Raw genomic sequence first — 13367 nt, 5'->3', positions numbered from 1 at the left:
CCGCCGGGGGGGGGCTCTTTTTTTCGCCCCCGCCCCGGTTGTGTCGTCGGATCGGCGTCAGCCGGTGACGACCTTGTTGATGAGCACGCTGCCGGTACCGGCGACGGTGCCGCCGGCGTCGAGCAGGCTGACCTCGCCGAAGAACTGGCGTCCTTCGGGCGCGGCGGCGTTGACCAGGACCTCGGCGGTGATGCCGGTGGAGGCACCGTTGGCCAGGTTGACGGTCTGTGAGTCGTCGACGTTCACCGAGCCGAGGGCACTGGAGAAGAAGACGTCCTGGTAGTCGTACCCGGTGCTGCCCGAGGGGACCGAGTAGCCGTCCACCGTGATGGTGTACGTACCGGCCGCCGGGTTGGCGAGGCTGACCGACTCCTCCGAGTCGCCGTCCGCCGACTGGCCGACCGTCGTGCCGTTGAGGGCCACGTAGAGGTCGAGGTCGGCCGAGGTGTCGGAGGTGTTGCCGATGGAGACGTCCAGGCGGGTCGCGCCCTCGGGGACGACGACCTCGGTGGTCACCGAACCGCCGTCCGCGATGGTCGACCGCGAGCTCGCGGAGGAGCCCAGCGCACCGCCCTGGAGCTTGCCGCCGGTGATCGGGGCGAAGTTGTTCTTGACCGTCCAGTCGACCGGGGCGGCCGTGCCGATCGTGGCCTGGTCCAGGGTCCGGGTCGCCGGGTCGAAGGTCACGCCCAGCGCCGTGGCGGTGAGCTTGTACGGGTTGTCGAGCAGCGGGGACGTACGGCGCGCCTCGACCTCGATCTCCCAGACGCCCGGGATGGGGTCGGCGTAGGAGCGCAGGGCGGGGTTGCAGCCGTTGGTGGTGGTGTAGTTCGGGTAGCAGTACGTCGTCGCGGTGTTGTCGGCCGGGACGCCGTACGGCGTGATCGCGATGAAGCGGGTCTGGCTCCCGGTGGCGAGACCACCGAGCGCGACCTCAAGGGTCTTGGCGCCGTCGGGGACGGTGACGAAGTACGACTTGGTGCTGTTGCGCTGCACCGAGCTGGAGGCGCTGACCGCGTAGGACGGGGCGGCCTGCGGCTTGGAGACGACGACCGTGGCCAGGATCTGGGTGTCCGTACCGGGGGTCTTCGGGTCGTTGACCTCCAGGGTGGCGCTGTGCAGCCCGGCGGCGTACGTCTTGGCCGCGACCTTGACGGTGACCGGGGTGTTCAGCGGCAGCGAGACGGTGCTCGGGCCGTCGAAGCGGAAGGTGCCGTCGTTGTTCTCCCACTCCAGCTGGTGCTTGACCGAGCCGGCCGGGCCGGTGGTGCGGGTGATGGTGATGTCGTACGAGCGACGCTGGCCGGTCTTGAGGCCGCCCTCGCGGTCGTAGAGGCCGGTGCCGAAGCCCGGGGTGGCCAGGTACTGGTCGAGGGAGGTGTCGACCGGTGCCTTGACGGTGTACTCGTGGGCGGTGACGCCCGCCTTGATGAGGTGCCAGGCGTTGACGATGTTGATCAGGCCTGAGCCCTCTTCGTACGTCTGGGCGCCCGGGATGTGGGTGGCGGTGCTGGTCAGCGCGGTGCGCAGCTTCGCCGGGGTGAGGGCGATGCCCTTCTGCTTCGCGGCGGACAGCAGCAGCGCCGAGGCGCCGGTGACCTGCGGGGACGCCATCGAGGTGCCCTGGAGCATGCCGTAGCCGGCCGGGAGGGTGTAACCGGCCTCCGCGACGGGGGCGCCGGGCTCCCAGGTCGGGATGGTGTTGATCGAGGCGCCGGGGGCGGAGATTGTCGGGGCGAAGCCGCCGTCCTCACGCGGGCCGCGCGAGGAGAAGGGGAAGAGGGCGTACTTCTTCTCCACGACCGAGCCGTAGTCGGCCGCCCAGGTCTCCTTGGAGACCGCCGCACCGACACTGATGACCTTGTCGGCCAGGCCGGGGTCGCCGATGGTGTTGGCACCGGAGCCGCTGTTGCCGGCCGAGATGACGAGCTGGACGCCGTAGGTGTCGATCAGCTGGGTGTACAGCTGCGAGCGGGCGTTGTTGCCGTCGTTCAGCGCGGGCAGGCCGCCGATGGACATGTTGACGATGTCCACACCGCGGTTGACGACCAGGTCGATCATGCCCTCGGTCAGCGCGACGTTGGTGCAGCCGCCGGACCAGGTGCAGGCACGGGACGACACGATCTTCGCGCCGGGGGCCGCGCCGTTCATCTTGCCGCCGAACAGGCCGTTGGCGGAGGTGATGCCGGCGACGTGGGTGCCGTGCTCGGACTCGACGACGCCGATGTTGACGAAGTCGGCGGTCTTGCCGACGTAGTCGCCGCCGTACGGGTCGAGCTTGACGTCCTTCTTGATCTGGATCACGAAGGGGATGCGCTCGGAGATCTGCGTACTGGGGTCGTCGGTGCCGAAGTAGCCGATCTGGTAGCCGTCCTTGTACGGCTTCATGGCCTCGTCGTCGGTGAAGTCACCGTTGTCGTTGAGGTCCACGCGGACGGTTCCGGCCACCGGGTCGTAGAGGATGCCCCAGATGTCGGTGGTGTCGCCGTCGCGGTTGAGGTCGCCGGCCATGTCGCCGCCGATGGTGTAGCTCTCCCGGAAGCGGCTGAAGTAGTACGAGCCCGCGGGCGCCGTCCACGTACGGCTGTTGGCCGTGAAGGTGGGGCCGGAGACCCCGGTCAGCATCGGGCGCCAGGTGTTGTCGCCGTCGGTGATCGGGTCCGTCGAGGTGACCCAGTCCACGATCTTGCGCTCACCGGTGGTGGTCTTCTGCAGCGCCGGGTGCGCGAGGTCGACGCCGGCGTCCAGGATGCCGATGGTGATGCCCCGGCCGTCGGCCTTGGGGTTGTCCTTGACGAAGTCCACCGCGCCGGTCTCGAAGGCCGGCTGGTACGGGTTCTGCGCCGGGGTGCCGGCGCTCGGACCCGAGTACGTCGTCGTGGCGGTGGCCGCGGCGGCCGCCTTCTCGGTGGTGTCGGCCGACGGCGTCGGGTCGTCGATCTGGATCTCCTGCTTGAGATCGATCGCCTTGACCGTGGACAGCTTCGTGGCCGTGCTGATCGCCGCGTCCGCCTTGCCGGTGGGCACGGTGGCGCGTACGTAGCCGAGCTTGTCGTACGTCTGCCCCACGGACGCGCCCTTCACGGCGCCGAGCTGGTCCGCGACCTGCTCGGTCTTGCCGGGGGTGGTCGCGATCATGAGGGTGACGTTCTTGTCGCCGTCGGCCTTGGCCTTGGCGAGGAGGTCGGCGTCGGCCGAGCCCAACTTGTCGTTGTCGGCTACGGCCTTGGCCGGCGCGGCAGCGGGATCGGCCGCGCCCGCGGTGTCGGCGGCGGCGAGAGAGGGGCCGGCTGCGGACAGCGCGGCCACCAGGCCGGCTGCGAGCGCGATCCGGACCACGCGTCTCTTCGCACGTATGTGATCGAGGGTCATGGGGCATCCTTGTTCAAGATTTGGGCGCCAGTTGACCGACACATTGGGCCATGCGGCCCGTGGTTGGGGAGGGGCGTCCGTGGCGTAAGCCCGACATGACGCGGATGCGACAACCCACTTCAGGGCAAAGCGGACAGGCAGCCGCGCAAGTGAACTCCGCGTGAGCGACACGGATCCGGCGGCCGCCCCGGCGATGTCCGTGCGGCATACACCAGATCGTTGTCCCGAAGTCGGCGCCCAGCGTTCCGTTTCCGTTGCTCGCCCGGCCATCCCGGCTGCCAACGATCCAGGTGAACGACGTCCGTCCGGTCATTGGTTACGCCGCACCCGTCACGGGGGAGCTCCGTATGTCTGGTATCGATCGCCGCAACTTCCTGCTCGCGTCCGGCGTCACCGCCGTCGGCGCGGGGCTCGGAATCGCCCTGGTGCCGGGTTCGGGTGACGCGAAGGCGTCATCACCCGCTGCCGCGCGCTCGGCCACGGGAGCGCTGTCCGTCGTACCGGCCGCCCCCTCCACGACCGGTACGACACTGCGCACCGTCGCCGCGCCGCGCGGCAGCGGAAGCTACCGCCGCCTCGCCGACGGGCCGGGCTGGTCCCGCGTGACGCGGACCGAGCTGGCGACCGCCAAGAGCGGGCGGGCCGGACGGCGTACGGCTCTCGCCTGCTTCGTACAGCTCACGGATCTGCACATCACCGATGTGCAGTCACCGCTGCGCACCGAGTTCCTGCGGGCCGCCAACACCGGCGGCTGGCGGCCGCACGAGGCGCTGACGGTGGCCGGCGCCGCGTCGCTCGTCGAGCGGGTCAACGCCCTGCGCGCAGGCCCGGCCACCGGTGAACCGGTCGGTTTCGTCATGACCACCGGCGACAACACCGACAACAACTCCCAACTCGAGCTGGAGTGGTTCCTGACCGCGATGAGCGGCGGCCGGATCACCCCCAACTCCGGTGACCCGAAGGGCTACGAGGGCGTACAGGACTCCGGGCTGAAGCTCTTCTGGCAGCCGGAGGCCACTGTGCGCGACGGCGACAAGCAGCTCGGCTTCCCCCGGCTGGCGGGCTACCTCGACGCCGCGACCCGCCAGGTCACCAGCCCCGGACTGTCCGTCCCCTGGTACTCGACCGTCGGCAACCACGACATGCTCTCCAGCGGCGCCTACGCGTACGGCTCCTTCTGGCACGACCTGGCCACCGGCTCGCGCAAGCTGCAGTCGATCCCCTCCGCCGAGGCCGTGAAGCTGCAGAAGATCATCAGGAGCGGTACGGACCCGAAAGGCACCGCCGTCCGCGGCGTCTTCACCTCGTACGCCTCCAAGGCCCGCACCGTCACCGCCGACGACCGGCGCGCCCCCTTCACCCCGCACGGCTACCTCACCGCCCACCTCGACCCGGCCCACCGGGGCGCAGGCCCGGTCGGGCACGGCTACACCGAGGCCAACCTGCGGGGCGACACGATGTACTACTCGTTCCGGATCGCGGATTCCGTGGTCGGCATCAGCCTCGACACCACCGACCGCGGCGGCGACTACCGGGGCTCCCTCGGCACCGCCCAGCTCAACTGGCTGAAGGCACAGCTGACCGCCAACGCCGACGCCACCGTGCTGGTCTTCAGCCACCACCCCAGCTGGGCCATGACCAATCTGGTGACCGACCCGGCCCACCCCGGCGAGAAGCGGCACGGCGGCGAGGAGCTGCTCGCCGTCCTGAAGAAGCACCGCAATGTCGCGGCCTGGATCAACGGCCACAGCCACACGAACAAGATCGTCGCGCACGGCACCTTCTGGGAGGTCTCCACCGCCTCCCACGTCGACTTCCCGCAGCTGGCCCGGGTCATCGAGCTGACCGACAACCACGACGGCACCCTGTCCCTGATCGCCACCCTGGTCGAGTCCGCCGCCCCGCACCGCACGGACTTCGCCGACCTCTCGCAGACCGGCCTCGCCGCCCTGTACCGCGAGCTGGCCTACAACGCGCCCGGCGCCACCCCCGCCAAGCTCACCGGTGCGTCGGGGGACCGCAATGTCGAGCTGCTGCTGAAGAAGCACTGATCCAGGCCGCACTAGGCGGGGAGTACGACGACGTACGTGGCCGGGGAGCGGTCGGACGAGGCCATCAGCGCCGTCCGCACCACGGCCGCCTGCTGTTCGAGGGACTCCCGCAGCTTCTTCGGGGTGATGTGCACGAGGGTGATCCCCAGCCGCTCCAGGTGCTCGCGCTTGCGGGCGTACTCCGACCACAGCGCGTCCTCCTCCTGGCGGGGGGCGCGGGCGTCGATCTCCACCGCCACGGCGTGCTCCGGCCAGTACGCGTCGACACCGCCGAGGTGCGGGCCGCCCGGCAGCCGCAGGTCCACGTGCCACACCGGGTCGGGGAGGCCGAAGCAGCGCACCATGTCGTACAGGCGCCCCTCGGCGATCGCCCGGCCCTCGGCGAGCAGGGTGTCGACGGCCTCGACCACGTGCGGCCGGGACAGCAGCCGTGCCTGGCTCAGCTCCCTGACCACCGCCGTCGCCTCGCAGTGCCCGCCGCGCACCGCCTCGGTGAGCAGCCGGCGTACGGTCTCGGGGTCGTCCAGCTCCGCCACGGCGTCCGCGAGCGCCCGGGGCACCGGGGCGCACGGCACCCCGGCGACCTCCTCCGCACCGGGCAGGACGTGCGCCCGGTGGATCATCACCTCGCCGGACGCCTTCAGCCGCCGCTGCCGGGGCACGAGCAGGTCGATCCGGTCCAGGCCGATCAGCGGCGGCACGGAGGAGAAGCGGTGCAGGGCCAGGGCCGCGAGGCCGGTGACCATGACCTCGCCCTGTGAGCCCTCCGGACCCTCCGCGTAGAGCAGCGCGGCCTCCAGTCGTTCTTCGCTGGTGGGCGGCCCGGCGTGCAGCAGGTAGACGTGTGGCAGCAACTGCTGCCAGGGGCCGCCCGGGCGACAGCGCTCGGCGAGGTCGCTCGCGGTGACGCCGTGCTCGCGGAGCTGACTGACCGTCAAGACCCGTCGCTGGTTGCGGGAAAGGTGGTCGAGGGGGCGGGGGCTGAGGGGGATGTTGTGGTTCATGCCGGGTCAATTCCTCGCCGCGATCGCCCGCTAACCGCTGTTACAGTCCCGTCGACAAACCAGGACATCCCCGCACTAAAGTTCATGCGTTCGGTTGCCGACGGGAGCTTTTCACCTATCCGAGTGATGATCCACCGTCCGGCCCAGGCCGCGAGGGGTGGCCGGGGTGGTCGCCGTGACCCGGTCCGAGGGCCCCGGTGGGGCTGGGGTCACCCCTTGCGGTGATCCGGCCGGCGGTTGTCCACAACCAGGGAAATCCCTCGGGCGGCGCCCCTGTCCCACGTGCGAGGATGAGGCAAAGACCGACGAAGGAGACGGATACGTGCCTGGCACGAACCTCACCCGTGAGGAGGCGCAGCAGCGCGCGCGCCTGCTCACGGTGGACTCTTACGAGATCGATCTCGACCTGAGCGGAGCACAGGACGGGGGCACCTTCCGGTCGGTGACGACGGTGCGCTTCGACGCCGCCGAGGCCGGCGCTTCGACCTTCATCGACCTGGTCGCGCCGACTCTGCACGAGGTGCTGCTCAACGGGGCCGCGCTGGACCCGGCGGAGGTCTTCGCCGACTCCCGGATCACGCTCCCCTCCCTGCAGGCCGGGGCCAACGAGCTGAAGGTCGTCGCCGACGCGGCGTACACCAACACCGGCGAGGGCCTCCACCGCTTCGTCGACCCGGTGGACAAGCAGGCGTACCTCTACACGCAGTTCGAGGTGCCGGACGCCCGCCGTGTCTTCGCGAGCTTCGAGCAGCCCGACCTGAAGGCGACCTTCCGCTTCACCGTGAAGGCGCCCGCCGGGTGGACGGTCATCTCCAACTCGCCGACCCCCGAGCCGGTCGACAACGTCTGGCGCTTCGAGCCCACCCCGCGCATCTCCACGTACATCACCGCGCTGATCGCCGGCCCGTACTACGCCGTACACAGCAGCTGGGAGGGTGGCGGCCGCACGGTGCCGCTCGGCATCTACTGCCGCCCGTCACTGGCCGAGCACCTGGACGCCGACGAGATCTTCGACGTCACGCGGCAGGGCTTCGACTGGTTCCAGGAGAAGTTCGACTTCGCGTACCCCTTCGACAAGTACGACCAGCTCTTCGTCCCGGAGTTCAACGCCGGCGCGATGGAGAACGCGGGCGCGGTGACCATCCGCGACCAGTACGTGTTCCGGTCGAAGGTGACCGACGCGGCGTACGAGGTGCGGGCCGAGACGATCCTGCACGAGCTGGCCCACATGTGGTTCGGCGACCTGGTCACCATGGAGTGGTGGAACGACCTGTGGCTGAACGAGTCGTTCGCCACCTACACCTCCATCGCCTGCCAGGCGGCCGCGCCCGGCAGCAAGTGGCCGCACTCGTGGACCACCTTCGCCAACTCCATGAAGACCTGGGCCTACCGGCAGGACCAGCTGCCCTCCACCCACCCGATCATGGCGGAGATCAACGATCTGGAAGACGTCCAGGTCAACTTCGACGGCATCACGTACGCCAAGGGCGCCTCGGTGCTCAAGCAGCTGGTGGCGTACGTCGGCCAAGACGAGTTCTTCAAGGGCGTCCAGGCCTATTTCAAGGCCCACGCCTGGAAGAACACCCGGCTCGCCGACCTGCTCGGCGCCCTGGAGGAGACCAGCGGCCGTGACCTGAAGACCTGGTCGAAGGCCTGGCTGGAGACGGCCGGTATCAACATCCTGCGTCCCGCGGTCGAGGTGGACGACGAGGGCGTCATCACCGGCTTCGCCGTTCGCCAGGAGGCCCCCGCCCTCCCGCCGGGCGCCAAGGGCGAGGCCGTGCTGCGGCCGCACCGGATCGCCATCGGTGCGTACGAGCTCCAGGACGGCAAGCTGGTCCGTACGAAGCGCGTCGAGCTCGACGTCGACGGCGAGCTCACCGAGGTGCCCGAGCTGGTCGGGGTCAAGCGGCCCGCGGCCGTGCTGCTCAACGAGGACGACCTCTCGTACGCCAAGGTGCGGCTCGACGAGGTCTCGCTGGCCACCGTGAAGGAGCACCTCGGCGACTTCACCGAGTCGCTGCCGCGCGCCCTGATCTGGGCCTCGGCCTGGGACATGACGCGTGACGGCGAACTGGCCGCGCGGGACTACCTGGAGCTGGTGCTGTCCGGCATCGGCAAGGAGTCGGACATCGGCGTCGTGCAGTCCCTGCACCGCCAGGTCAAGCTCGCCATCGACCTGTACGCCGACCCGGCCTGGCGGGAGACGGGGCTCGCCCGCTGGACGGAGGCCACGCTGGAACACCTGCGTGCCGCCGCCCCCGCCGGCGACCACCAGCTCGCCTGGGCCCGGGCCTTCGCCGCCACCGCGCGCACCAAGGAGCAGCTGGACCTGCTCGCCGGGCTGCTCGACGGCACCGAGACCATCGAGGGCCTGGCGATCGACACCGAGCTGCGCTGGGCGCTGCTTCAGCGGCTCGCCGCCACCGGCCGTGCCGACGAGCCCGAGATCGCGGCCGAGCTGGAGCGCGACGCCACGGCCGCCGGCGAGCGGCACGCCGCGACCGCGCGGGCCGCGCGCCCCACCGAGGCGACCAAGGCCGAGGTCTGGGCCTCCGTCGTGGAGAGCGAGAAGTACCCGAACGCGGTTCAGGAGGCCGTCATCGCGGGCTTCGTCCAGACCGACCAGCGTGAGCTGCTCGCTCCGTACGCCGCGAAGTTCTTCGAGACCATCCAGGACGTCTGGGAGTCCCGCAGCCACGAGATGGCCATGCAGATCGTGCTCGGTCTCTACCCCTCCCTCCAGGTCTCCCAGGACACCCTCGACGCCACCGACGCCTGGCTCGCCACCGCCGACCCCGTCCCCGCCCTCCGCCGGATGGTCACCGAGGCCCGCGCCGGCGTCGAGCGCGCCCTCAAGGCCCAAGCCGTGGACGCGGCCGCCGGCTGACCCGGCTGCCCTGCCCCTGCGCACAGGGGCGCCCCGGACCGCACAACGGTCCGGGGCGCCCCTTCGGCAAATTGAAGCCCGTCCGGCGTTTTCGGGAAGGGGTGGGGGAAGCAACTCCCGGCAACGGGCCGCACCCAAGACACAAGCCCGGGCCGCGGTCGGCCGACAGGCATGGGCGGCCGGGGCGGCGTTAGTTCTTGGGCTGCTTGCGGGACTTGTCGGTGACGATGACCAGCCCGGAGATGATCGCGAAGAGGGCGAGGGGGCAGCCCACGAAGAGGCCGAGGGTCTCGGCGACGCTCAGGCCCTGGCCGGGGTCGTCACCGTTGTCGCGCACGAGCGCGAACGCGGGCGACGTGACCAGGAGCATGAGCACAGTGCCGGCAGCAACGGTGCCGGCGCGCAGGGCGTTCTTGTTGACCTTCTTGTCCACGTGCCAACCGTAGCCCCCGGTCTTCCGGGCCGCGCGCCCGGGGTCGCATTACGGGGCGTCCAGCCCCGCCCGCACCTCCTCCGCCAGGGCGTGCAGCCGGGGCGAGGCGGCGAGCTGCTCCAGCGTCAGCGGGTGTCCGTCGGGGTCGGCGATCGGGAGCCGCCAGTTGGGGTACTGGTCCCACGTGCCGGGGAGGTTCTGGGGACGGCGGTCGCCGACCGCGTCGGGGAGCCAGACGCCGAGCATGAGGGCCGGGGTGCGGGCCAGGAAGCGGTGGAGGGCCTTGACCACGGCCTCCTCGTCACCGGTGCCTTCCGGGAGGAGCCCGAGGCGGCCGAGGAGGGCCAGCCACTCGGCCACCTCGACCGCGTCGTCGGCCTGTTCCTGCTCGAGGGGGCGGCCGAGCAGCCCGAGCCGGTGCCGCAGTTCGACGTGCTCGCCGGTGAGGCGGGCGGCGGTGCTGGGCAGGTCGTGCGTGGTGACGGTGGCGAGGGCCGAGGCCCGCCATGCCTCGGGGGCGAGGGGGCGGCCGCCCCCGGCGTAGTCCCGCTCGAACCACAGCACCGAGGTCCCGAGGATCCCCCGGTCCGCCAGTTCCTCCCGGACGCCGGGCTCGACCGTGCCGAGGTCCTCCCCGATCACCACGGCCCCGGCGCGGTGCGCCTCCAGCGCCAGAACGCCGAGCATCGCGTCGGCGTCGTACCGTACGTATGTGCCCTCGGTCGGCGGCCGCCCCTCCGGCACCCACCACAGCCGGAAAAGGCCCATGACGTGGTCGATGCGCAGGCCTCCCGCGTGCCGCAGCACCGCGCGCAGCAGGTCCCGGTAGGGGGCGTAGCCCGTGGCGTCGAGTGCGTCGGGGCGCCAGGGGGGCAGGCCCCAGTCCTGGCCGTGGGCGTTGAAGGCGTCCGGGGGCGCGCCGACGGACATGCCGCGCGCCAGGGCGTCCTGCAGGGCCCAGGCGTCCGAGCCGGAGGGGTGCGCGCCGACCGCGAGGTCGTGCACGATGCCGACCGCCATGCCCGCGTCGCGCGCCGCACGTTGGGCCGCGCCGAGCTGGCTGTCGGTCAGCCAGGCCAGCCAGCAGTGGAAGTCGACCTGCTCCAGGTGCTCGCTGCGGGCCCGGGCGACCTGGGGCGAGCGCGGGTCCCGCAGCCCGGCCGGCCAGGTCCGCCACTCGGGGCCGTGGATCTCGGCCAGCGTCGACCAGGTGGCGTGGTCGTCCAGCGGCTGGCCCTGCTCGGCCAGGAAGTCGACGTAGGCGGTCCGCCGCCCGGGGCTGAGCGGCACCTTGCGTACGAGCGCCAGCGCTTCGCGCTTCAGCTCCCACACCGCGTCCCGGTCGATCAGCGCTTCCTTCTGCAGTACGGACTCGCGCAGCACGGCGGCCCTCTGGAGCAGATCGGCGGTCCGTTCGCGGTCGGCGGGGCACAGGTACGCGTACTCCGGGATCTCCTCGACCCGCAGATAGACCGGGTCCGGGAAGCGCCGGGACGACGGCCGGTACGGGGACGGGTCGGTCGGCCGCCCCGGCACGGCCACGTGCAGCGGGTTGACCTGTACGAAGCCGGCGCCCTGCGTCCGCCCCGCCCAGGCCGCCAGGTCGGCCAGATCGCCGAGGTCGCCCATGCCCCAGGAGCGGCTGGACAGCACGGAGTAGAGCTGCGCCATGAAGCCGTACGTACGGGTCGGCGGCCCGGCAAGGCGGGCGGGCGCCACCACGAGCTGGGCGCTCGCCGACCGGCCGTCCGGGGCGTGCGCCCGCAGCGCGTGCCGGCCGATGCCGACGCCGGGCGGGGACGGCTGCTTCTCGGGCCGGGACCAGTCGTGCTCGGTGCCGTCCTCCGCCTCGACGCGGAGCGTGGTCCCGCTGGGGAGCCTGAGGCGCGGCGCCTGGCCTTCCCGTACGACCACGCTGCGCGGGAGCAGCCGCCCCAGGGTCCGCCGCTCGTGCTCCGCGAGGGCGTCCCGTACCGCCGCCGGGGTCGAGGCGTCCACGCCGAGCGCGGCGAGCACGGCGACCACGGTCTCCTCCGGGACCCGGAGCTCCTTGTCCGGCGCCGGGCGGTACGACGTGTCCACGCCGTGCAGTGCGGCGAGCCGTGCCCGCTCGGATACGGCCACTGAGCGCTCTCCGGTGGTCTCGGTCGGGAATGTCGGACAGCTCAGCCATACCCACTGGGTGCGGAGCCATGTTTTCCTACCCGGCGGCCGCCTCCAATTGGGCGGCCAGCGACAGCAGCGGGCCCTCGGCGGCGTGCGCCGCGCCCAGCATCATGCCGATCGGCAGACCGGCGGCCGTCCGCTGCACGGGCAGGGAGATCGCGGGCAACCCGGCGATGTTCCACGGGGCGGTGAAGGGCGTGAAGGCGATCTGCGCCGCGAAGTCCGCCTCCGGGTCCTCGTCGTCGCGCAGGGCGCCCACCGGTGCGGGCAGTTGGGCCAGCGTCGGGGTCAGCACGGCGTCGTACGGGGCGACCGCGGCGGCGTGCTTCCGGCCGACCGCCTGCATGGCGGCCAGCGCGCGGGTGTAGTCGGTGCCGCTCACGTGCCGTGCCTGGTCGCGCAGCCAGCGGGTGAGCGGCATCAGCTCCTGCTCCCGCTCCGGCGGTACGGGGATGCCGGCCGCCATCACCGCCCACACCGGTGTGAAGGCGTCCCGGTCCCCCGGGTCGAGCGGCTGGCGCACGTCGACCACGTCGTGGCCGAGCCCCGCAAGCAGCGTCGAGGTCTTCTCGTACGCCTCCAGCACGGCCGGGTCGACCAGCACTCCGGCCACGTCGGGCTGCGCCCAGCGGGCGATCCTGAGCCGCCGTCCGGGGTCCCGGCGGCTCCACTCCTGGAACGTCCGCCCCTCGCCGGGCAACGAGAACGGATCACCCGGCGCCGACACCGCCATCACATCCAGCAGCGCCGCCGCGTCCCTCACCGTCCTGGCGATCGGCCCCACCACCGCCAGCCCGTTCGCGTCCCCGAACGGCGCCGGGCTCACCCGGCCCCGGCTCGGCTTCAGCCCCACCACCCCGCAGCAGCTCGCCGGAATCCTGATCGACCCGCCACCGTCGCTCCCCTGCGCGGCCGGCGCCAGCCCCGCCGCCACCGCCGCCGCCGCGCCGCCACTGCTGCCGCCCGCGCCACGGGTCAGGTCGTACGGAGTGCGCGCGGGTGGCCCCAGCCGGTTCTCCGTGTAGGCGGGGAGGCCGAATTCGGGCGTGTTGGTCTTGCCGAGCAGCACGCCGCCGCCCCTCTCCCGGAGCAGCGTGACGACATAAGCGTCAACCTCGGCGACCTGCTCCGCGAACACCGACGACCCGACCGTGAACCGGACTCCCTTGACCGGCGTCAGGTCCTTCACCGCGATCGGCACCCCCAGCAGCGGTGGCAGCTCCCCGCCCTCCTTCAACCGCCGCTCCGCACGGCGGGCGTCCGCGAGCGCGTGCTCCGGCGTCACGGTGAGGTACGCGCCCACCGCGTCGTTCAGCTCCTCGATCCTGGCCAGGTAATGCGTCGCCAACTCCACCGGCGACAGCTCGCCCCGCCGCACGGCTGCCGCCTGCGCCACCATCGTCAGCTCGTGTGCCTCAGCCATCCCGCCAGGCTAGGCCCAATTTCAGCCC

The 13367-nt window shown here is 71.7% G+C and carries 7 protein-coding genes; 2 read left to right on the top strand and 5 right to left on the bottom strand.

Going from position 1 to position 13367, the window contains the following annotated elements; genetic code table 11:
• Positions 1 to 57: 57 nt before the first annotated feature.
• Positions 58 to 3372 carry a S8 family serine peptidase gene (locus tag ACFXJ5_RS36945; RefSeq protein ID WP_384641455.1) on the bottom strand — a complete coding sequence of 1105 codons (3315 nt, stop codon included), beginning with the start codon at positions 3370 to 3372 and terminating at the stop codon, positions 58 to 60.
• Between the two features lie 347 nt (positions 3373 to 3719).
• On the opposite strand from ACFXJ5_RS36945, the gene ACFXJ5_RS36940 reads away from it, so the two are divergent.
• Positions 3720 to 5423: a TIGR03767 family metallophosphoesterase gene (locus tag ACFXJ5_RS36940; protein ID WP_384641452.1), complete on the top strand. Its 1704-nt coding sequence runs from the start codon at positions 3720 to 3722 to the stop codon at positions 5421 to 5423.
• A gap of 11 nt (positions 5424 to 5434) precedes the next feature.
• Here the strand turns inward: ACFXJ5_RS36940 and ACFXJ5_RS36935 are convergent, their stop codons facing one another.
• On the bottom strand, positions 5435 to 6427 hold the full coding sequence (locus ACFXJ5_RS36935) for a hypothetical protein (RefSeq protein WP_384641449.1): 993 nt from the start codon (positions 6425 to 6427) through the stop codon (positions 5435 to 5437).
• Between the two features lie 322 nt (positions 6428 to 6749).
• Between ACFXJ5_RS36935 and pepN the strand changes: the two genes are divergently transcribed.
• Positions 6750 to 9317 carry an aminopeptidase N gene (gene pepN / locus ACFXJ5_RS36930; protein WP_384641447.1) on the top strand — a complete coding sequence of 856 codons (2568 nt, stop codon included), beginning with the start codon at positions 6750 to 6752 and terminating at the stop codon, positions 9315 to 9317.
• A 190-nt stretch (positions 9318 to 9507) separates the two neighbouring features.
• Here the strand turns inward: pepN and ACFXJ5_RS36925 are convergent, their stop codons facing one another.
• The 3 genes from ACFXJ5_RS36925 to ACFXJ5_RS36915 form a co-directional block, all read right to left on the bottom strand.
• The gene (locus ACFXJ5_RS36925) at positions 9508 to 9750 is read right to left on the bottom strand and encodes a hypothetical protein (protein WP_384641444.1); all 243 of its coding nucleotides are present in this window, start codon (positions 9748 to 9750) and stop codon (positions 9508 to 9510) included.
• Positions 9751 to 9798: 48 nt separating this feature from the next.
• Complete coding sequence (malQ, locus tag ACFXJ5_RS36920) at positions 9799 to 11874, bottom strand: 4-alpha-glucanotransferase (RefSeq protein WP_384641441.1); 2076 nt, start codon at positions 11872 to 11874, stop codon at positions 9799 to 9801.
• A gap of 76 nt (positions 11875 to 11950) precedes the next feature.
• The gene (locus ACFXJ5_RS36915) at positions 11951 to 13339 is read right to left on the bottom strand and encodes an amidase (protein ID WP_384641439.1); all 1389 of its coding nucleotides are present in this window, start codon (positions 13337 to 13339) and stop codon (positions 11951 to 11953) included.
• Positions 13340 to 13367: the final 28 nt, after the last annotated feature.

Source organism: Streptomyces sp. NPDC059373 (genome assembly GCF_042751495.1).
Taxonomy (GTDB): domain Bacteria; phylum Actinomycetota; class Actinomycetes; order Streptomycetales; family Streptomycetaceae; genus Actinacidiphila.
This window is presented reverse-complemented; position numbering and strand designations above follow the sequence as displayed.